This window comes from Geomonas terrae (assembly GCF_004791675.1).
GTDB classification, from domain to species: domain Bacteria; phylum Desulfobacterota; class Desulfuromonadia; order Geobacterales; family Geobacteraceae; genus Geomonas; species Geomonas edaphica.
Genome location: NZ_SRSC01000002.1, coordinates 252,096 through 272,423, shown reverse-complemented (window position 1 = coordinate 272,423; position 20,328 = coordinate 252,096). Strand labels below are relative to the sequence as shown.

Below are 20,328 nucleotides of genomic sequence, written 5' to 3'. Positions count from 1 at the left end.
GGCAATCGCATCTACGACTCGACGGAGACCGCATGAAAAGGCTCGCCTACCTGGCCAACTACTTTCCCTCCCTCACGGAAACCTTCATCTATCGCGAAGTCATGGAGCTTAAGAGGCGCAACGTTGCGGTGACACTGTATTCACTGCGCAAGCCGGGCGAAACGGAGGTCTCCGACGAGGCGCTCAAGCTGCGGGGGGAAACGTCCTACCTGCTGCCGGTACCGACCGGCGAGCTTTTGGCGAGCCATGCGTGGTTCTTCGGCCGCACCCCCCTCGCCTACCTAGGCACCCTTTTCAAGATGCTCACCGGCACGCACAACAACTTCCGGGACCGGGTCCGCAGCCTCACCCATTTCGGGGAGGGTGCGGTGCTGGCCCGCCGCATGGTACGCGAAGGGATCACCCACATCCACGCGCACTACGCCTCGCAGTCCACCTCGGTCGCTCGGGTGGTGCACCTGCTGACCGGCATCCCCTACAGCTTCACCGGCCACGCCCACGACATCTGGCATGACCGGCTGCTTCTTCCCGAGAAGCTAAGGGAAGCCGCCTTCGTGGCGACATGCTCCACCTTCGCCAAAGAGTTCATCGCGCGGGAGGAAAAGACCTGTGATGAAAAGATACACGTCGTCTACCACGGCCTTGACGTGAGGAAGTTCACCCCGCCGGTCGGTGAGAAAGCGAGGATTCGCAACCGGATCCTCAGCGTAGGGAGCCTGGGACCGACCAAAGGATTCCCGGACCTGATCAGGGCCTGTGCCCTGCTGCGGCAAAAGCTGACTGACTTCGAATGCGTGATCGTCGGCGAGGGACCGATGCGGGAGGAACTGGAACGGCTCATCTCGGACCTGGGGCTTTCCGGGACGGTCCGGCTCGTAGGGAGCGTGCCGCAGGAAGGCCTAATCGGGTTTTACCACGAGGCCTGGATCTTCGTCCTTCCCTGCGTCATAGCCGATGACGGCAGACGCGACGGCCTTCCCAACGTCCTCATGGAGGCGATGGCGACGGGACTGCCGGTCATCACCACCAGAAGCACGGCGCAAGAAGAGCTGATCGAACACGGCAGGCATGGGCTGTTGGTACCGCCGCACGCTCCGGAGGAGTTGGCGACCGCGATCTGCACGCTTTGCCGCGACGACGAGTTGCGGGAGAGCCTGGGGACGGGCGGACGCAGGAGGATCGAGCGGGATTTCGACAACCGTACCACCATAGAGCCGCTGCTGAGACTTTTCGACAGGTACGTTTTCGGCGCAGACAGGATTTCGGCGGGGGTGCCACATGAACGCTAACGGCACGGAGCGGGGGATTGTCTTTCTCAAGTGGTTTCCCTACGACAAGAGAAACGAGACCATAGCGGCGGCACTGGGAGCGGAGTGCCATTTCATCTGTTCGCTGAAAAAAAGAACGCCCTGGAACGCCCCGATTCGCTACTTGTTGCAGACCTTTAAGACGCTTCTTTTGCTTTGGCGCAAGCGCCCCGGGACGATCCTTGTCACCAATCCTCCCGTATTCGCGGCTGCGACGGTCGCCCTGCATTGCGCGATTTTCGGGGGGCGCTTCATCATGGACAGCCATTCCGGCGCGCTGGCGGAGCGGTGGCGCCTCTTCCAGGGACTGCACCGCCTTGTCGCCCGCAGGGCGGCCCTCGTGGTGATCACGAACGAGACCTTCCAGGCCGTGTACCGCGGATGGGGCGCACAGACGCGCATCATCTCCGATATCGTGATGAACATACCGTGCGGCAAACCCACCGCGCTCCGCGACGGCTTCCATGTCATGGTCATCTGCTCCTTCGATCCCGACGAGCCGGTCGCCGAGATACTCGCAGCCGCGGCGGGGCTCCCCGAGGTCTCGTTCCTGGTGACAGGAAACTTCGGGCGCCTCGCCCCGGAACTGATTGGCAGCAGTACACCGAACGTCACCTTCACCGGGTTCCTGCCCGATGACGAATATTTCGCCCTCCTGCATGCCTGCCAGGCGGTGATGGTCCTTGTGGACACGGAGGACACCATGCAGCAGGGAGCCTACGAGGCGGTATCGGTGCAAAAGCCCATGTTGCTCTCGGACTGGCGCGTACTGCGGGAGAGCTATCCAAGCGGCGCGGTCTTCGTAGCCAACGAACCGGATGCGATCCGGGCCGGGGTGCTCCACCTCATCGAGCAGTACGACGAGTACCTTGCCGGAGCGGAGCGAATATACAGGGAACGTGTCGCGGTCTGGGAGGAGAACTGCCGTTTTCTGGCCGGCTTTTGCACGGAAGTTCCTGCAGGAGAAGAAAACCGCGCCTCCCCCTCCCCTCATGCCTAGAGCGCATCAAGCAATCAATAAAAGGCCTTACCGACATGGTGAGGGGAAATTGTTATACGGTCTTCCGGTAAAACCACCTGCAACTGATCTTGTGCGCGATCCAACCAACCCCGATGCCACCCAGGCCGTCCAGGAGATAGTGCCACCCGAGGTAAACCGTGGCCACTACAAAGAGGAAAACGACCCCGGCCATGAAGAATCTAAGCCTTGGGTACAGGGTCCCTATCGCCAAGCTGGAGAGATAGCATAGTGCTATGTGCAGACTCGGCATCCCGACGATTCCGTTCGCAGTGACGATCGGTGTCTGCAACGGGTATGACTTGAAGGATTGGTAATGTGACCAAAGACGTTCCATTGCCCCTGCCGAACATGTACCGCTTATGTGTTGGTAAAGCTCCGGTTTGAAGAACGCAGGTCCCATAGTCGGGAAAAGTATGGAAAAAGGCAGTGAAAGGACAAAGGCAATGCACCATGCCGAAGTGTAACGCCAGAATACTACCTCTTCGCGCGACGCTAAAAGAAGGGTAAGACAGGCGAGCGGCCAGAGGAAGAAATACATCGTGTCGAAGCAGTGGGTTATGGAGGGATTTTTGGGGATGATGAAGTGACCACCGAGAGTCACCAGCTTCAGGATCCAACTGTCGCATCTGAACAAGATGTCATCGTAAAGCCTGTCGTTTAAAAGCGGAATGGATGGTTTGAGATTCGTGTAGCTTACAAGTACCCCATAAACAGCCATGTAGGCCATCGCACCGTTGAAAAGGTAGTTCCTCAGATAGCCGGAAAAGAAATCCCTCAACACCCGGACGGCATGGCGACGCGGCTCATTGAAAAGAAGGTGTTTCGTCTCCGCTAACAGGTCTGAAAACAGATGGAAGAGCGGGCCGATAGTGGCGTGAAAATAGAAAAATATGAAAGCCATGCCCGACCCCAGGTTGGCCGGTAACCACTCAAAATCCCGGGCGAGGAAACCGAAAACAAGCCTCGCGACGGACAAGGAGAGGATGACCTGGCAGAAAAGATATACGATTCCTGTCGTATATTGGTTGGCTTGGTCGCGCGAACATGCTTGCGCCAAGGAAGCGCTTCTCCATGGTGCGGCCTGCGACAGCAAGCTTTCTTCCGCAGCCTGTTTTTCCCGCTCCAACATATACCGGTCCTCATCCCAGACAACGTCAGCGCCTTCATACTTAAGGCGCGTGCCATGACGGGCGATGCCGCGTAGTCCGACTTCACGGTGTATATTCTTTCCAGAAAACCCCTGCCTCCGAGTTGAACTTCGTTATGCCGTCGGAGTCCTGCATGCTGCCGGTAAAGGCGCCATCGTCTTCCCAGACGATTCCCTCCGGCATGAGTACCCTCGCCACCACGGTCTTGCCGGAAATTGCCTTGGAGCCAAGCCGTCTTGTCTTACCGACCTTGCTCTTTTCGTAGACCTTCACGATGCAGTTCGCCTTGGCAGGGGTCCCTCCTTCACCTTCTGCGACAAAGGTGTAGATACCTTCCGCGGTCTTTTCGACGATGGCCTCCTCGGCATGATCGGGGGTCTTGACGACGATGGGGGACAGCTTCTGCTCGCGCCGCGACTCGTTACGGGAAAGCGGTCTGCTTCGTTTCGACTTCGGGTACTCCCTGAAAAGGACCGTGAGTTTGAGATCGCCGGCACTCTGCACGATGACTTTCAAGTCGCCATAGATGATCGGCAATACGAGCCCTTTCTCCTCTGCGGGTTTCGGTTTTTGGGCAACGGTTTCCGCCGGTTTTGAGATCGGCTTGGGAGGCTGCGACGCCTGTTTTTGCGCCGGGCCGGAGGCCGAGCCGGAAACGGCAGCCGTCCTGGCCTGGGCGATACGTGCATTGCGCTCCAGTGCGGCAACACGTTCCCGTTCAGCTTTCTCGGCGGCTATCCGCTCCCGTTCCCGGGCGAGACGCTCCGCTTCCGCCTTCTGTGCAGCTTTTCTCTCCTGCTCCGCCCTCAATCGTTCCTGCAGTGACTGCTCGGCCTGTCTCTTCTTCTCGACGGCGGCAACCCGCTCCCGCTCCATCTTCTCGGCGGCAAGCCGTTCGCGTTCACGGGCGAGACGCTCCGCTTCCGCCTTCTGTGCAGCTTTTCTCTCTTGTTCCGCCCTCTTTCTTTCCTGCAATACCTGTTCGGCGGCCGTCTTCTTCTCGAGAGCGGCAACCCGCTCCCGCTCCATCTTCTCGGCGGCGAGCCGCTCACGTTCACGGGCGCGACGCTCCGCTTCCGCCTTCTGTGCAGCTTTTTTCTCTTGTTCCGCCTTCTTTCTTTCCTGCAACGCCTGTTCGGCGGCCGTCTTCTTCTCGAGAGCGGCAACCCGCTCCCGCTCCATCTTCTCTGCGGCAATCCGCTCGCGCTCGCGGGCAAGACGCTCCGCTTCCGCCTTCTGTGCAGCCTTCTTCTCCTGTTCCGCCCTCAACCGTTCTTGCGAAGCCAGCTCTTCGATCTTCTTTTTCTGTGCTGCGGCGATGCGCTCCTGCTCGGCCTGTTCGGCCGCAGCCCGCTTGCGCATCCGGGACAGCCTCTCTTTTTCCTCTCGCTCCGAAGCCCTCCGCTCCTGTTCAGCCAGACGTTTTTGCAAATCCTGCTCTTCCTGCCGTTTTCTCTCCGCCGCCGCTAAGCGTTCCAGAGCTGCTTTTTCTTCAGCGCGCTCACGTGCGAGCTTTTCCTGAAGAGCGCGTTCCGCGATCCGTTGTTCCTGCTCCGATCTGGTCCTCTCGCGTCGCGCCAGTTCAGCCTTTTTGGATCGATCTAAAGCGGCCAAACGCTCCTGCTGAGCCTTTTCCTCCGCCATGCGTTCGCGTTCCCGGGTAATACGTTCCTGCTCCGCCAATGCCGCAGCTTTTCGTTCCCGCTCCGCCATCCTCTTATCTTGGAGTTCCTGCTCGGCGCGCTTTTTCAGTATCGCCGTGGCGCGCTCCTTTTCCGCCTTTTCAGCAGCGACCCGCTCCTTCTCCTGGGCAAGGCGCTGGCGCCGTTCACGTTCCGCGGCCTTGCGCTCCTCGGCAGCCTTTTTCCTCTCCTGCGCCTGCTGTTCCTTACGCTGCCTTTCGGCTGCCTTTCGCTCCTCTATCGCCCGGGCCTTCGCCGCGGCCGCCGCGCGTTCGGCTTCTTTCTGCTCCGCATCGGCCTCTGCCGCCGGCGTCTCGTCTTCGGTCATCGCTGCAGACTGCTCTTCGTCCTCTTCTTCATCGGTGGACTTCCCGGTCAGTGCAGCGACCTTCTTAGGCTCAGGAGGCGGCGCTTTCTGCAGCAGCGCTTTTTTCATCTCCACCCGCGTGGTCATCACCTCCATCGCCGGCTCAGCTTCAGGAGTAGCCTGCTGCAAGGGTGGATCGGATGCGGGCGGAGCAGGCGCCGTTTCAGATGTGGCGGTTTGAGGAGGGGCCACGTCAGTTTTTTCCGACGAATCGGCCGCAAGGACAGCATCAGAGGAGGCCGCCATTTGTGAAGCCTGGGTAGCATCGGGAGCGGGTGGTACTTCGGATGGAATAGACGAAGCGGAAAGCCAGAGGATATCGAACCTGGTGGTGTTGCCGGTCTGGGGATAATAGATGGAACTGACCGAAACCATGGCGACAAGCAGCGTGTGCACGGCAACCGATCCCAAAATGGCCCACCACACGTCTCGTCGCGCTACTCTTCTTGTGAGCCAGACACGGTCTTCCATAGTTCCCCACAGCCAAGGTGCTACCGTTTCCCTTCACCAACTCCTAGCGTGTCACCTCACGCAGGTTCTTTCTTGTCGTCTACGATGACAGGCGTCACGGCGCGGTACCTGTCGATCAGATCCCTGTACTGCGGGATGTTCTTCACAAAGATGTTGGCAGCTTCGTCCGCGTAGATGAGCTTCCAGTCCTTGTTCAGCAACAGGTAGCGCGACAGGTGCGAATTCGCCTCGTAGATGACCCAGGTGATGCCGTATTTCTCGAAAACCTTTTCCCATCCCTGCTGAAATGCCGTCACCTGACGAAACTCCTTCAGGCGCTCCGCACCGTACATATCGAGCCTGCCGTCGATAAACACCTTGTATGACGGCGCGGCGGCGTAGATCAGGTAGTCCCCGAACTCGTCGCTGTTGAACATGTTGCCGGCGATTCGCTCTCTCTTTATGAACTCGGTTGCGGCCACCGGCTTGGTCTTCGGTTCGAAACCGTAGGAGATCCTCCCGGTGACCGCGAAATACACGACGAGAACCACCGAGGCGGCAGGCCAGAGATACCTCATGGCCGTGGCATCGAGTCGAGAAATGTTCATGGAACGCCTTTCCATGAAACGGGAGAAGGCGGTGTCCTTTTCATGGAGTCCATCGTTTAGCATGCGCGAAAGGATACGTGCGGCTACGATGGCAAAGAGCGGGATGTATCGTGCGGAGTAAAGTGACATATGCAGAAAAAGAGCGATCAACAGCACGTCGAATACGTCGAGCTTTTTCCTGGACCAGGCGAAGGCGGCAATCAAGAGTATCAGGTAGAGCTCGAATCCCTTGGCGTACCTCTCGTGAAAGTTTGGAGACATGAATTCCGATATGGAATCCATGAGGTAACCAGATGAAGTGAGCTTGAAGGGAAAAAGCAGTATGTAGTAGCCGTACGGGTTTACCACGGTAACCGCCAAACAGAGTGCGGTAGCGACGGAAAGCGCCTTAAGCCTTGCAAGCGCCTTTTGCCGATCACAGCCCGAGCAGAGCGCTTCGAAGGCGTTACCCGCGAGGAAGACGGAAAGCAGAATGAAGCCACCCATGAAACCACCGTGGAGGTTCACCCACAACAGCATGAGCAGAGGAAGTACGTAGAGCAGGTTCCGGTCTTTGTACTGGTAAAGACAAAGGATGTGATACCACGCAAGGGTGAGGGGGAAGGAAAAGATGTGCGGCCTTGCGAGCCAGTGCAGCCCGGAAGAGGCCGTAGCCAGTATCACCACCGCGAGCGAGATGAGGATGTTCTTGTCACTTGCATGGATCGTTTCAAAGAGCAGCATCGCGGTAAGGGCGATGAAAAAGCTGAAGAAGACGACGACTCCGGTCAGACCGAAGGCGCTGTGAACGAGGGCCATGATCACCTCGGAGAGCCACTCGTGGGCGGTCCACGGCAAGGGAGGTGTAAGGTAGGAGAACATGTCGTACTGCGGCACCTTCATCGTCTTCATGATGTACTCGCCGGCGCGGATGTGGTACCCGGTGTCGCCGTCGTTCAGCAGGCTCTTTCCCAGATGCACAGAGACCAGCAAAAAAATGGCGATGAAGAGAAAGTCCGCGATGGACGGAAGCAAGGAAGTGCGTTTGGTAGTCTCTGTAGTGGTCAATAGAATCACCTTTTGCAAAAGATTGCGGCAACGGTAGAGGTTAACCTTGCAAAGGATCTCGTTGTGCCAATTGACGCGGCATTCTCGGTTTTCTCCATCCCGCGACGAGTCCGAATATCATCCTGCTCCCCACCGCCAGGGCCTTCAGGTTACTGGAGTTGCCGCCTTTGCTGAGGCCGACCCGGTTGTGGAAGGTGATCGGACACTCAACGACCGCGAGACCTTGTGCCAGCGCGGTATCGAGAAAATGCGCGTTGAATTCCAGGTTGATCTCCGGGTTCAAGTACGGCATGAGGACCTCAAGCGCCTGGTTCCTGCAGAGCTTGTAGGTGGTTCCCACATCCGTGAAAGTCCCGCGTCCCAGATGCTTCACCTCGAGCAGCTTTCCGGCGAAAAAATTGCCGTAGTACATGAAGGTGGAGAGCTGTGTGCGCCGCTCGCGCAGTTGCTCGCTTATGCGTGTTCCGTTCACGATATCGGCGTGCGGCAGGTATGCCAGGAACTTCTCGATGTCGTAAGCCCTGAAGGTCATGTCCCCTTCGCATAAAAGGGTCAGCTCGGTGTCGGTAAAGCTAAGCCCCTCGCTCAAGGCGCGATAGACGCAGTTGCCGTACCCCTGGAGCGGTTCGTTCACGACGAGCGCTCCGGCGGCTCGCGCGCATTGCGAGGTTCTGTCCGAGCTGTTGTTGTCAACCACGATGACGCGCCTGACCAACGGGTGCGCTTTGAAGTCCTCCACGGCGGCACCGATGCTGAGCTCGTCGTTGTAGGCCGAAAGCACGACGGTCACGCCGCAGTCGGAGGGTGGCGCCCAGCGGACCGGCATCGTGCGGCGCTTGGAGGGGAAGAGCACGAAGAGGTCGTAACAGATGAGAAGTCCCCCGGCGACCACGGGCATGCCGCTGTACCAGACGATTCGATCGGCCACCCAGAGCCACAGCCCGTCCCCTTGGCACAGCAGTCTCAGGAAACCGATGAAAACGCCGGTCAGATACACGCACAGCCCGGCCAGCGCGAGCAATATCCCGTACAGAAAAGCGGGAAATGTCGCAATTTGCTGCAGGGCGGACTTTAGCGGGGAGCGCTCTCTCATCGTCTTTTGTACAGAAACCACATGTCTGATTCGGCCGCGAGGAAAAACCTGCGGTCAAGTCCGGACCGGTAGTTCTTGAGTAACCCGTCAATGGGGGACGCCGGCCGCTTCGGAACCATGACGATGTCGGCATCGCCGAAGTACCAAGCCTCGGATGGGCGATGCCCGTCGCTGAAGGTGTAATTGTAGGTCGCAGCAGCCATTCCCCCCCTCGGAGCGCTTCTACCCATCGAGTACGGGAACGGGTTCATCATGTCCATGGTCAGGACCTTGTCGGACGGGCGGGAATGCTCAAGCAAGATACGTATGCCGCTGTTGATGTAATTCACGTATCTTTTCCCGTTGCTGTTGGGCTCCGAGCTGTCGTCATACATAAGCAGGGGACTCAGGCGCGGTTCGGTGAACCTCACGAGCGAAGAGCTGTCCGAGGGCCAGGTTTTCTGTACGAGGCCGTAGGCAAGCCCGTAGAACTGGGTGAAGAACGAAACGAAAAAGAACGTTGCGCCGGCGACCAGCGCGAGCCTTTCCACACGGAACGGGGCCTTCTTCCGCGCTCGAAACTTGCTGCCGCTGCGCCGGTGCACCTCGACGACCAGCAACAAGGAGTAAAGAACGGTGAGCGGCAGTTCGGTGAACTGCTGGTTGCTGCAAAGAAGCACCATGTCCAGGGCAAAAAAGAAAAAGCCAAGCAACACATAGGTAAAGCCGGGAGCATCATTGTCTTGGCGGCCAACCGTCAGCGAGCTTTGCCAGGATAACAGGACGATGAAAAGCAGATAGACCGCATTGCCTGACAATTTGATCAGCAACTCCTTATAGCTGAAGCTCATCGCCCTGGCCCCTGCCGCAAGCTGAAGATCGTGATAAAAGGCGGCTGCGTCGAAATCAAGGTACGTCAGAAAAGCCAGAGACGTCAGGAAGAACCCGAGGGTCATGCCGGTCAGACGAGCTTGCGAACGCCGACCGAGCAAAAAGGAGGCCGCGATCATCAGCAGCGCCACCCCGAAGTAATTCGCCTTGAGAAACAGCAGCAGTGCGGCGACTACCCCCGTCGATGCACCGCCGAATCTTTCCTCCCATTCAGTAACCGCGGTCCGCCGGAACGCCTCGATCATGAGAAGCCCCAGCAGTACATACCCGTATCGGTTGTAATACATCGCGTGGCTGGAATTGAGTGCCCCCCACCCGAGAGAATAGGGAGAAACCAGCAGCAAGGCGAGGTAAAGACAGATGAACAATCGGGGAACAAACGAAACGGCATGGCGGCTCAGGCGATACCCCCAAAGTGACAGGACAAACGCGAAGAGCGCGTTAGCGTACCCGATAGCGTTCACCGAACCGTGGGAAAGGGCCATCCCGGCGCCCACAACCAGGAAGGACAGCGCCCCCCATGGGCTGGTGAAGTCTATGTGCGGGCGCTGGCCGTTGAACACGCGCCACCCGTTATCGAGCAGGAAAAAGAGGTCGTGCCCGAACTTACGTGTGGGAACGGCCCCCACATACGCGGCAGCAGCGCACACGGCACCTAAACAGGCGAGAAAGAGGACGGTTCGGCGTTGCCCGGCCGCGCCGTAACCGTCTCGTGATGGATTTGTGAGGTCACAGCGCATGAAGAATGGTACCTGCCTCGAGGAGCCTAGGTAATTTCAATCCGGTTGCCGATGACGGTGGCGGCGGCGTCAAGGACGCCGACGGGGAGTTCGAGGACGCTCTGAGACTTGACCGGGGGAGCCGATACCCGGCCGGGTCGAAGCCCCTTCGTCATCGCCACCACCCGCATGTCTCGATCCAGGAACACCACATCGATGGGGAATTTCATTCCGAAGCTGTGGACGCTGCGGCAGGGCCTGATCCACATCGCTTCTCCGGGCGGGAGCTCCTCCCTGCCGAGGAGCCCCTTTAGCCTGGAGAAAAAAGTGTCGGCGACCGCGACGCGGCTGGCGATCTCTCTCCCTGAAGTCGCGTCAATCGCCCTCATGTCACCGGAACATGTTCTCGGGGAGGAAAAGCCTGACACCTACCGTGCCGAGGAAGCTGGTCGGATCGTACTCACTGGCGGTGCCCTTGACGTCAGCCTTCGGTGCGAAGACCCCCTTGATCTCAGCGGTGAGTGCGACCCCCTTGGTGACGAAATAATCCACACCCGCATTTATGTGCCCGCCCGTGGTCCACTCGAAATCGAACTTCTGGCCGGACTGGTACTGGAAATCGCCCGTGATGAAATCGACTCCCGCCCCGAGGTAAGGGACCAGGCTGTTATCCGGGGTGAACCGGTACTGAAGCCCGAGAGAGACATCGGTGAAAGCGGCCTCTCCGACTTTCAATCCGTCCACCTCGAGATCTATGGTCGGCACCTGGGTAATATCCAGCTCGGCCGCGAGGTTTTTGCTTAAGCCGTAGATGAGACCTCCTCCTGCAGCCAGTCCGGTTTTTGAATCGGTGGCCCCGGTGATGAAATCGTCCTGCAGAGGAACGGCGAAACCGACCTTTCCGGTGATACCCAACCTGCCGTTAATGTCTGCTGCCATGACAGTCCCCGCCGTAAGGGAAAAGATAAAAAATACCAAGAAAATGAATTTACGCATCATGCCTCCTGTAGCTGTAGGTTCAGAGGGAAACTTACGGCGTAGTCGCAGCCGCCTTCTCCTGGGTGAGCGATGCTATGAATCCTCCATAAGACCTCAACGTTATTCCATCGACGGTGGCCGTTGCCTGGTAAATGATGGACTCAGCGTTGAACCCTCCGGGTCCTGGCGCTTCCAGCGACACATTGCAGGTGAATATCCCCATACCGTGATCGTCGGTCCTGACCGTGACGATTAAGGGGTTCGCTCCCGGGTACGTGACTGGCAAGCCGGGCAGCGGCGGTATCAGTTGTATCTGGGTATCCAGGTTCCGTCCCGTGTTGTTTATCTCTATGGAGACGTCGAGATTCGGCAAAGGAACACCGTTGTTGTCGAGCGCCTGGAAAGGCACGAGTTGTTTGAAGGTGAAAAGTCCGGCGGCATCGGCGGGCAGGGTCGCTGTAAGCGTGTTCAGGGTGCCGTCCGGATCGGTAGGCGATTTGGAGGTGAGGAAATTTATCACATAGCTGTTCTGACGCACGACTTCAATGGTGGTGTAAGCGGTCACGAGGGAGTCATTGACCGTTGTGGTGGCCTGAACGATGATACTGGAGCTGGAATTAACGGTTCCCGACCTCAGGCGGCAAACGGCATTGCCGATGGAATCGGTGCTTGCGAGGGTGGCGACACCCTGCGCCAAAACGTTGCCTGAGAAGTCCACCATGTTGCCCGGGCCTGCCAGGACTTTGAAGGAAACCTCCTTGTTTTGCACCGGCTTCGGAGGAGACTGCAAGTCGGTGACGGAGGCGGTTAAAATGACGTCGCTGTTGACACCCACCGAAGCCTTGTCGCTGACCAGCGTCATCTTGATGATGGACGCGGACAAAGGCTGCGTTGTTATCTGCACCGGCGCCAACGCCGTGACCGTGGTGGTATCTATGGTGGCGGATGCCTGCAAGATGACGGCAGAGGTAGAGGCGGGATTCAATGCGCGAATGCGTGCGAAGCACTCGCCTGACGAACCAGTGGTGGCGGCGGCGGTTATGACGGAGGCTTCGCCGGTAGCGACGCTGAAGTTGACCGTTTTGCCGGGAACAGGGGTTCCCCCGCTATCTTTCAAAAAGGCGGTGACGTAAAACTCCTCGTTGTTGTCTACAACCTGCTTGCTCGGAGTCATGGTCAACCGGTAACTCACCGTCGAGTTCGCCGTGGGTACCACCTGGAATGGTACGTTGGCAACGATCTGATCGGTATTTACCGTGGTCGTCGCTTCGACGATAACGTTCGCCACGGCTGACGGGTTACCGGCTTTCACTATCGCCGTCGCCTGACCGTTGGAATCGGTGACGGAACTTGCAGTGAGCATCGTGGCAGGTCCGGCAGCTATTCTGAAGCTCACGGGGAGATTGGAGACCGGGTTGTTCGAACCGTCGCGAGCGGTCGCGGTGATAAGGAGTTCCTGGTTGGGACTGACCGCGCTGGAGCTGGTGGCCAGGGACAACCGAGCGCTGTTGAGGTTGACGTCCGCCGGCGAGACCTGGAAGCTTCCGTAACCGACAACGCTCTTGCCGGAAACGGTGGACGCTCCTTGAACTATGACGTTGGTCGTGACGGCGGTTGCACCGGCCCTTATGAAGGCCAGGGCGACACCGTTGGAATCGGTCTTGGCGGATGCGATGACCGCCGTCGCGGGTCCCGCCGCTATGGAGAAGTTGACCGTCTGATCGGCAACGGGACGACTGTTGGCGTCCCTCAGGGTCGCCGTCACGATCATCTCCTCGTTGACCAATGCCGCGGTCTTGGCCGGAATAACGGTCAGAGTATAAGGGGCGGCTCCCGTGTCGGTCCCGCCGATGGTCCCGCCAGGGTTGAACGGATCGGCATTTCCGCTGGAACTACTGCCACACCCCGCCAAAGTCAGCATCAGAACCGGCAACAGTAGCAGTGCCGCCCTCACTATGTATCGCATGTCCCCTCCTCGTAATGCAGTTGAACCTGCAAAAAGTCACTTCCTGCAAAGCCGCGAATAGATGAGAGCCAGTTCCACGGCGATAACAAGTAGAATTACGCTGTCGAAATCGATGTGCATAGCATGCGCCTCCTTTCCAGTTGCAGTGCCGTCATTTAAGCAGAGTCCTGCTGATCTGTACGTAAGCCGGCCCGAGGATGACGACCAGAAGAGCGGGGAAGACGAACAGGATCAGCGGGAAAATCATCTTGATGGTGGTCTTTGCGGCGGCCTCCTCGGCGATCTGCCTCCTCTTGGTGCGCAAGGTGTCTGCATGGACGGCAAGCGCCTGGCTGAGGCTCGTGCCGAAGCGCTCCGTCTGGGCCAGCATGGTGACGAAGGACTTCACGTCGTCGACCATGGTCCGCTCCGCCATGTCCTTAAGCGACTCTATGCGCGGCTTACCCGCCCGCGTCTCCATGGTCGCCACCTTGATCTCTTTCGCCAGCGGGTCGTCGGCGAACTGCGGGGTTTCCGTCGTCTTGATGAGGGCTGCGTCCATGCTGAGCCCTGCGTCGACGCAGACCGTCAGAAGATCGAGGATGTCCGGGAGGGTATGGAAGATCTTCAGCTGACGCTCGTTGTACTGGTGGTAAAGCCAGTAACTGGGTGCCAGGTACCCGACGATGGCAAGGATGATGAGAACCAGCAGCAGTTGCAAATCGAGCGCAAACCCCTTGGCGGCGATGTAGAGCATGAAGAAAGCGCCGGGCAAAAGGCAGGTGAGCAGCAGCTTCGCGCCGAAGAAGACATAGACGCTCTCCTTGCGGTAACCGGCGGCGACGAGCATCTTCGAGTACTTTCCCTGCTCCTTCGTGGTGAGGCTCAGCATCTTCCCAAGCTCTCCAATTTGGTCGTACCATTTGGGAGCTTCCTCGACCAGTTCGACCTTGCTCACAGGCTTCACCTCGAACTTATCGAGCCTGTCCTGTACGATGCTGCGCCGCGACATGTACGGGTAGGCCAGGGCCGCGGTCAGGAGCAGGATGGCGATAAAAACCGTTGCGGTAATTGCGTAGACCATCAATCCCCTCCTAGATCCTTATCCTGATGATCTTTCTGATGACGAACAGACCTATAACCTGCAGGCAGACGGCGAGCCCCAGGACGTAAAGCCCCTGGGTCTCCTTGTAGAGGACCGACTCGTAATGCGGGTTCAGGATGTTGAACATGAAGAAGGTGAATACCGGCAGCACGCCGAGCACGTAGCCGGTCATGCGCCCCTGGGCGGTGTAGACCCTGACCTGCCGCCTTATCTTCAGCCGCTCCCGGATCGTCTTGGCCAGGTTTTCCAGAATCTCAGAGAGGTTGCCGCCGACGTCGTTGTTGATGGCGATCGCGGTGGTGAAGAACCTGAGGTCCAGGCTCTCGATCCTCTCGTTCAGGTTGTTCAGGCTCTCGGTAATCCTCAAGCCCAAAAGCTGCTGATCATATGCGGTTTTGAAAAGCTCACCCACGGGGTTCTGGATCTCCTCACCCACGAGCTGGATGGCGCTGGTAAAGGAGTGCCCCGCGCGCAGCGAACGCGAGATCATGGTGAGGGCATCAGGAAAAATCTCGGTGAACTTCTCAAAGCGCTGTCTGATCTTGAAGTTCAGGAAGAAGAACGGAGAAAGCGAGAACCCTACCGCACAAAGCAGGGAAATGAGGATGGACTTGGTCATAATGAGCGTGATGACGATGCCGAACAGGGTAAGCCCCGCGGTCAGCATGACAAAGCGCGACGAGGTGATCTCAAGCCCTGCGTGGTCGAGTTTCTTGTCGAGGTCCCGGGTGAGGGGCAAGGAGGCGAGGATACGGTCGAGGGGCGGGGTCTCCCTGATGATCTCGGCGCGCAGATCCTCGGGTATCCCCTGGGCGCCGGTGTCGCGGGCGAGACGCTGCAGGCGCCTTTTCAACTCGTACTTGGGCGAGGTTCTGACCGCTGCGACGCCGAGATAGACGGTGAGGCAGAGGCAGAAGACCGCCAGGAAGGTCACGATCACGATCGGTAGCAGCAAGGCTCCCTCCTCCTAATTCTCGAAGATCCCCGGGGGGAGTTCGAAGCCGTAGACCCTGAAGCGTTCGGCGAACATGGGGCGTACCCCGGTCGCGCGATACACGCCGACCACCCTCCCCTCCTTGTCGATGCCGCGCTGGTCGAAGACGAAGATGTCGTGCATGACGATGGTGTTTCCTTCCATGCCGGTGATCTCGGAGAGCTTGACCACCTTCCTCGTCCCGTCCGAGAAACGCACGAGCTGAACGACTATGTTCAGTGCCGAGGCCACCTGCTCCCGGATGGCGCGCTCCGGCAGGTCCATGCCGGCCATGAGCACCATGGTCTCGATACGTGCGAGTGCGTCCCGCGTGGTGTTCGCGTGGACCGTGGAGATCGAGCCGTCGTGACCGGTGTTCATCGCCTGGAGCATGTCGAGCGCCTCGCCGCCGCGGATCTCGCCGAGTATGATGCGGTCCGGCCGCATCCTCAGGGCGTTGCGCACGAGATCGCGCTGAGTGACCTCCCCCCTCCCCTCGATGTTCGACGGGCGCGTCTCGAGCCGCACCACGTGATCCTGTTTCAGGTGAAGCTCGGCTGAGTCCTCGATGGTGATGACGCGCTCGTCCTGGGGGATGTATTCGGAGAGTACGTTCAGCATGGTGGTCTTACCGGTGCCGGTACCCCCGGAGACCAGGATGTTGAGCCTCGTCTTCACCGCCCCTTCGAGCATCTTCTCCATGCGGGCGTCAAGCGTTCCCAGGTTCAAAAGGTCGCTCATCTTGAGCGGGTCCTGCCCGAAGCGGCGGATGGAGAGGACGGGGCCGTCCAGGGCCAGCGGCGGGATGATGGCGTTCACGCGCGAGCCGTCGGGGAGCCTCGCGTCGACGTAGGGGGAGGACTCGTCGATGCGCCTTCCCACCTTAGAGACGATGCGCTCGATGATCTGGAGCAGATGGGCGTTGTCCTTGAAACAGACCTCGGAGCGGACCAGCTTGCCGAAGCGCTCGACGTAGACCTGCGAACTCTTGTTCACGAGGATATCGGAGACGTGCGGGTCGGCGAGCAGGGGTTCCAGGGGGCCCAGACCGAAGGTCTCGTGCTGGATCTCGATGACCAGGCGGTCCCTCTCGAACTGGTTGAGGGGGACCCCTTCCTCGATGATCAGGTTTTCGATGACGAAGCCGATCTCACGGTTCAGTTCGTTGGCGCCCAGAAGGTCCAGTTTGGCGAGGTCGAGCCGCTCGATCAGGCGCCGGTGGATGCGGCTTTTAAGGTCCTGGAAGAATTCCTGGTCCTTGATGCTGCCCGGCATTTGAAATGGGTTGTTGGGAACCATAGAAGAACCTCTCGTTTTCAGGCAGCCGCGGGTGAGCCTCACCTCCGGCGAAGCCGCGGGCGTTACTATTTCGTCATCATCTCGGCCAGGTGGAGGATCGCCTTACTCACGGGGGAGCCGGGGGAGATCCTGACCACGGGCATCCCCTTGTTGATCGACCCCACCACATCGATGTAGTCGTTGGGTATGGTCTGGTAAACGGTGTGCCCGAGGACCTTTTCCGCGTCCTTCACCTGGATGTCCGCCTTCGGCAGGTAGCGGTTCACCACGAGCTTCACCCGGTCCTTTCTCAGCCCCTTTCTTTCCATCGCCGAGAGGTAACGCTTGCTGTTTTTAAGCGCCGGAAGGCTGAGCGTAGTGGTGAAGAGGATCAGGTCTGAGGATTCGAAGATCGCCAAGTTGCATCCGGCGAGCGGGCCGCCGCAATCCACGACGACGTAGGTGAACACCCCGCGCAGGAACTCGAGGATGCGGCGCACCTGGTCCGGGGTGATCAGTATGGCGTCGTCCACCTCGTTTGGCTCGGTGAGGACGAAGGGACCGGAACTGTGCCTGGTCATCACCGTCATCAGAAAGTTCGCGTCGAGTCGTTCGATGTTGCTCGTCACGCTGCTAAGCGTGTAGGTCGGGCTGACATCGAGGAAGGTGCTGATGTCGCCGGAGTAGAGGTTCAGGTCGACAAGGGCGACCCTGGTCCCTTCTGAGGCGAGGCTCGCGGCGAGGTTAACCGCTACCGTCGTGGTACCGACCCCTCCGGTCGGGTAGTAGATCGAGAAGATCCGCCCCCTGGGGGTGTCGTCGGCGCCTTTGGTGAAGAGGAAGCGCCCCACCTTCTGCAGCGCCTGTTTAAGTTCCTCCTGGGTGATGGGGCGCAGCATGTACTCCACGGCACCGGCGCGCATGAGCGACAGGATCCAGTCCGAGCTCTTCTCGGTGGCGCTCACGATCACCGAGGTCCTCGGGAACTTGGCGCAGATGAGCTGCACCTCCTGCATACCCTTTTGTATGTCGCCCACCTCGAGCATGACGACGTTCGGGGACGACTTCTCGATCATCCCCAGCCCCTCGGAGAAGTCGCTCGCCGAGCCTACGATCCCTATCGTTTCCGAAAAAGGGCGCAGGGTGGCTTCTATCGCGGTCCGGGCGGAGTGATCGCTATCTATGATGACCAGTGAGATGAGTGGCTGCATGCAACGGTCCTTTTGGGTGCGGCGTTATTTCACGAGTACCGGAGATTTCCCCATGAGGGAGGGATCTCCGCAGGGAAGACAATCGAGCCTGCTGAAGGTTACCCCAGGAGAGGCCCCCTTCTCGACATTGGTGATCCAGGCGATGGCGTACATGGTCAGCGGGTAAGGGATGGGCTGGTCGCCCGGCGGACAGGAAGCAACCGGGGCTCCGTATTTGTCCACACCCGCCGCCAAAACCGGCACTATGACCTCCCACTTGCCGTCCGCGTCACGTTGGGACTCGTATTCCTGTTTGAGTTCCTGGACCGCCTCGCCCACGCCGTTGTTGGTGTAGATCCCCTTGTTGCAGACGTCGGGGGGATGCATTTCATCGTGGATGTACTTCGCGATGTCGCTTTTCGGTCCGAGATCGGTCGCCTGGGAAGAAAAGGAAAAATCGGTCCACCCGACGGTGAACTCAGGCGGAGGTGCGGTGGCGCCGGACTGCTTGAAGTAGAACTTGACCGGGGCCGCAACGCTCGGCGGCGTCGCCATGGTGCACGGCGTTTCACACAAGGCGATCGGAATGGTCGGCCTCGGCGGCCGCAGGGCTATCGCCTCAGCGGAAGCGGACATCTCGGGCCACCCCTCCCCTCCGCCCGGCAGGAGGGCGAAGATCTTGCCGAAGAAGAGCTGCACCTTCCCCTGTTCGGCGGCGCTCGCGCCGGCTACCGTCCTGCGCGCTACCACCCGGACCGAGTTAATCGGAAACCTGGCCGTGGAGAAGCGCGGTGTAGCGGTGGGGGTCCAGTTCCCGATGGTCACGTCCCCTTCGGTGACCGCCACGTCGTCTCCCGCCGCCTTGTTCTTCGCCGCGAACTCGATCGCCTTCTGCTTAACCGACGCGCTGTCGCCAAGGTTCATGGCGGCGCCGGCTAGAGCCGCGGCATCGGCGGCATTTTGCAGCTGCCCTCTTGTCACGTACATGTAGCCCAGGTCGACGGCGAGACTGACGAAGCCGACCAGCACCACGATCATGAGCGCAAGGTAAACAACGGCAAATCCCCTATGATCGCTTTTCCTTATTCGCCTGTTGGCATCCATGACAATTCCCTCTCCTGTTCAGGAGTAAGCTTCTTGTCGGTGGGGAGCTCTGCCTTCGCCACCGGTGCGGGTTTCACGATGACGGGCGTTATGAAGAAGACAAGTTCCTTCTCCTTTATGTCGGTGCTGCTGGAGCGAAAGAGCGCACCGAGAACCGGGATGTCACCCAGAAGCGGGATCTTGGACATGTTCCTGATCTCCTCCTCCTGAAGCAACCCGGCAAGGACCAGGCTCTGACCGTCTTTTAGCTCGACACTCGTGTCCACGTTTCTCGTATCGATGATGGGGTAACCGTTCACCGGGAGATACCCCTGGATGCTGCTCACCTCGGCCGGGTTGATCTTCAGCGAGATCATGCCGTTTTCCAGCACCTCGGGCTTGAACTTGAGTTTGATGCCGACCGTCTCGTACCTGATGGTCGTGGTGGCTTGGCCGTTGGCACTTTCGATGACGCTGAGCGGGATCTTTGTGCCGGCGAGGAAGTTCCCTTCCTGGGAGCTCTTGACTAAAAGGTTCGGCTCGGCGAGCACCTTGGCGAGCCCCTTGGAACTGAGCGCCTGCAGCACGGAACTGATTCCGGCCGGGAAATAGGAGACCCCGGCCTGGAAGGAGTCCAGCGAGCTGAGGCTCCCCAAGGTGGGGGCGACGCCGCTCAGGGAGCCACCGGGCGCACCGACGAGGTTCGAGTACCCCTCGGCCGAGCTCCCCTTCACGAAGAAGCTGATGCCGAGCTTTTTGAGGGAGGTTTTATCCACCTGGGCGACCTTCACCTGCAAAAGTACCTGCTGGGGCTCGTTCACCGTGATGTTGTTGATCACCTTCGCCGAGTAGGCCTTGGCGAGTTCGAACGCTTTTGCCCTGGTCTGGTCGTTGCCGACGTTGCCGGAGAGGACCACAGTGTCGTTGGCGAACTGCACCTCGACGGAGTCGTTGGGAGCCATTTCCTTCAGCTGGCTCTGGATCGCCTCGCGGTCGCCGACCACCCTCAGATCGAAGAAGGTCGGCACAGGGCGCTCGTCGCCATCCCCCTTGGTCCAGATGATCATACTGGTGTTGCCTATGGTGATGCCGTCCAGCTTCAGCACGTACTCCGACAGGATCTCGGGTACCACGAACTTGTTGGTATTCCCCGCGTCGGCTTCCGAGGTCCGCTTCCTTGAGATTCCGGCCGGGACCACGTTGGAGGCGTCAGCCGTCCCCGGCCGTGCGACGGCGACGGTCACGTCGGCATCCTTTTCAGTCGCCTCCTTCCTGGTATTGGCAAGCGTCACGAGCACGATTCTCTTGTTCTGGCTTTTAAAGTCCACCAGGATGCTCTTGTACAGTCCGACCTCAAGGGGAACGCCGGCACGCGCCACGGTCACATATGCGCAGGTCACCAACAACGCCCAGATCAAAAGCCGCAGTTGTTTTTTCAGGACGGTTATCATCAATGCACCTCAT

Annotated in this window: 16 protein-coding genes; 2 read left to right on the top strand and 14 right to left on the bottom strand. The window is 59.2% G+C overall.

Features of this window, described 5'->3' with window-relative positions; genetic code table 11:
* Nucleotides 1-32 precede the first annotated feature (32 nt).
* Nucleotides 33-1,289, top strand: coding sequence for a glycosyltransferase family 4 protein (locus E4633_RS08460; protein ID WP_162604961.1), 1,257 nt, complete (start codon nt 33-35; stop codon nt 1,287-1,289).
* Entirely contained in the window at nt 1,279-2,307 is a 1,029-nt protein-coding gene (locus E4633_RS08455) for a glycosyltransferase family protein (RefSeq protein WP_135869818.1), read from the top strand. Before E4633_RS08460 ends, E4633_RS08455 begins: the two co-directional genes overlap by 11 nt.
* Nucleotides 2,308-2,359: 52 nt before the next feature.
* Here E4633_RS08455 and E4633_RS08450 read toward each other — a convergent pair whose 3' ends face one another.
* The 14 genes from E4633_RS08450 to E4633_RS08385 form a co-directional block, all read right to left on the bottom strand.
* Nucleotides 2,360-3,457: a phosphatase PAP2 family protein gene (locus E4633_RS08450; RefSeq protein WP_135869817.1), complete on the bottom strand. Its 1,098-nt coding sequence runs from the start codon at nt 3,455-3,457 to the stop codon at nt 2,360-2,362.
* Between the two features lie 82 nt (nt 3,458-3,539).
* Nucleotides 3,540-5,936 (bottom strand): hypothetical protein, encoded by a 2,397-nt coding sequence (locus tag E4633_RS08445; RefSeq protein ID WP_135869816.1) that lies wholly within the window; start codon nt 5,934-5,936, stop codon nt 3,540-3,542.
* 116 nt (nt 5,937-6,052) lie between these two features.
* The gene (locus tag E4633_RS08440; protein WP_246038047.1) at nt 6,053-7,639 is read right to left on the bottom strand and encodes a hypothetical protein; all 1,587 of its coding nucleotides are present in this window, start codon (nt 7,637-7,639) and stop codon (nt 6,053-6,055) included.
* 31 nt (nt 7,640-7,670) lie between these two features.
* Complete coding sequence (locus E4633_RS08435; protein ID WP_246037983.1) at nt 7,671-8,627, bottom strand: glycosyltransferase family 2 protein; 957 nt, start codon at nt 8,625-8,627, stop codon at nt 7,671-7,673.
* 92 nt (nt 8,628-8,719) lie between these two features.
* Complete coding sequence (locus tag E4633_RS08430; RefSeq protein ID WP_135869813.1) at nt 8,720-10,333, bottom strand: hypothetical protein; 1,614 nt, start codon at nt 10,331-10,333, stop codon at nt 8,720-8,722.
* Nucleotides 10,334-10,359: 26 nt separating this feature from the next.
* Nucleotides 10,360-10,701, bottom strand: coding sequence for a DUF192 domain-containing protein (locus E4633_RS08425; protein WP_135869812.1), 342 nt, complete (start codon nt 10,699-10,701; stop codon nt 10,360-10,362).
* A 1-nt stretch (nt 10,702) separates the two neighbouring features.
* Nucleotides 10,703-11,308 (bottom strand): OmpW family outer membrane protein, encoded by a 606-nt coding sequence (locus tag E4633_RS08420; protein WP_281276745.1) that lies wholly within the window; start codon nt 11,306-11,308, stop codon nt 10,703-10,705.
* A gap of 34 nt (nt 11,309-11,342) precedes the next feature.
* Nucleotides 11,343-13,256 (bottom strand): Ig-like domain-containing protein, encoded by a 1,914-nt coding sequence (locus tag E4633_RS08415; protein ID WP_135869810.1) that lies wholly within the window; start codon nt 13,254-13,256, stop codon nt 11,343-11,345.
* A 151-nt stretch (nt 13,257-13,407) separates the two neighbouring features.
* Complete coding sequence (locus tag E4633_RS08410) at nt 13,408-14,319, bottom strand: type II secretion system F family protein (RefSeq protein ID WP_135869809.1); 912 nt, start codon at nt 14,317-14,319, stop codon at nt 13,408-13,410.
* Nucleotides 14,320-14,329: 10 nt separating this feature from the next.
* The gene (locus tag E4633_RS08405) at nt 14,330-15,295 is read right to left on the bottom strand and encodes a type II secretion system F family protein (RefSeq protein ID WP_135869808.1); all 966 of its coding nucleotides are present in this window, start codon (nt 15,293-15,295) and stop codon (nt 14,330-14,332) included.
* Between the two features lie 12 nt (nt 15,296-15,307).
* Complete coding sequence (locus E4633_RS08400) at nt 15,308-16,612, bottom strand: CpaF family protein (protein ID WP_135869807.1); 1,305 nt, start codon at nt 16,610-16,612, stop codon at nt 15,308-15,310.
* Nucleotides 16,613-16,677: 65 nt separating this feature from the next.
* Nucleotides 16,678-17,802 carry a response regulator gene (locus E4633_RS08395; RefSeq protein WP_135869806.1) on the bottom strand — a complete coding sequence of 375 codons (1,125 nt, stop codon included), beginning with the start codon at nt 17,800-17,802 and terminating at the stop codon, nt 16,678-16,680.
* A gap of 24 nt (nt 17,803-17,826) precedes the next feature.
* A complete protein-coding gene (locus E4633_RS08390; protein WP_135869805.1) occupies nt 17,827-18,885 on the bottom strand; it encodes a pilus assembly protein TadG-related protein in 1,059 nt (352 codons plus the stop codon).
* Nucleotides 18,864-20,315: a type II and III secretion system protein family protein gene (locus E4633_RS08385; protein WP_135869804.1), complete on the bottom strand. Its 1,452-nt coding sequence runs from the start codon at nt 20,313-20,315 to the stop codon at nt 18,864-18,866. The genes E4633_RS08390 and E4633_RS08385 overlap by 22 nt, the downstream gene beginning before the upstream one ends.
* Between the last annotated feature and the right edge of the window lie 13 nt (nt 20,316-20,328).

Excerpts from the sequence above, each read along its gene's own strand:
- E4633_RS08390 (WP_135869805.1), bottom strand. The coding sequence starts at position 18,885 with ATGGATGCCAACAGGCGAATAAGGAAAAGCGATCATAGGGGATTTGCC.
- E4633_RS08420 (WP_281276745.1), bottom strand. The coding sequence starts at position 11,308 with ATGCGTAAATTCATTTTCTTGGTATTTTTTATCTTTTCCCTTACGGCG.
- E4633_RS08425 (WP_135869812.1), bottom strand. The coding sequence starts at position 10,701 with ATGAGGGCGATTGACGCGACTTCAGGGAGAGAGATCGCCAGCCGCGTC.
- E4633_RS08415 (WP_135869810.1), bottom strand. The coding sequence starts at position 13,256 with ATGCGATACATAGTGAGGGCGGCACTGCTACTGTTGCCGGTTCTGATG.
- E4633_RS08400 (WP_135869807.1), bottom strand. The coding sequence starts at position 16,612 with ATGGTTCCCAACAACCCATTTCAAATGCCGGGCAGCATCAAGGACCAG.
- E4633_RS08395 (WP_135869806.1), bottom strand. The coding sequence starts at position 17,802 with ATGCAGCCACTCATCTCACTGGTCATCATAGATAGCGATCACTCCGCC.
- E4633_RS08430 (WP_135869813.1), bottom strand. The coding sequence starts at position 10,333 with ATGCGCTGTGACCTCACAAATCCATCACGAGACGGTTACGGCGCGGCC.
- E4633_RS08450 (WP_135869817.1), bottom strand. The coding sequence starts at position 3,457 with ATGTTGGAGCGGGAAAAACAGGCTGCGGAAGAAAGCTTGCTGTCGCAG.
- E4633_RS08460 (WP_162604961.1), top strand. The coding sequence starts at position 33 with ATGAAAAGGCTCGCCTACCTGGCCAACTACTTTCCCTCCCTCACGGAA.
- E4633_RS08385 (WP_135869804.1), bottom strand. The coding sequence starts at position 20,315 with ATGATAACCGTCCTGAAAAAACAACTGCGGCTTTTGATCTGGGCGTTG.
- E4633_RS08410 (WP_135869809.1), bottom strand. The coding sequence starts at position 14,319 with ATGGTCTACGCAATTACCGCAACGGTTTTTATCGCCATCCTGCTCCTG.
- E4633_RS08455 (WP_135869818.1), top strand. The coding sequence starts at position 1,279 with ATGAACGCTAACGGCACGGAGCGGGGGATTGTCTTTCTCAAGTGGTTT.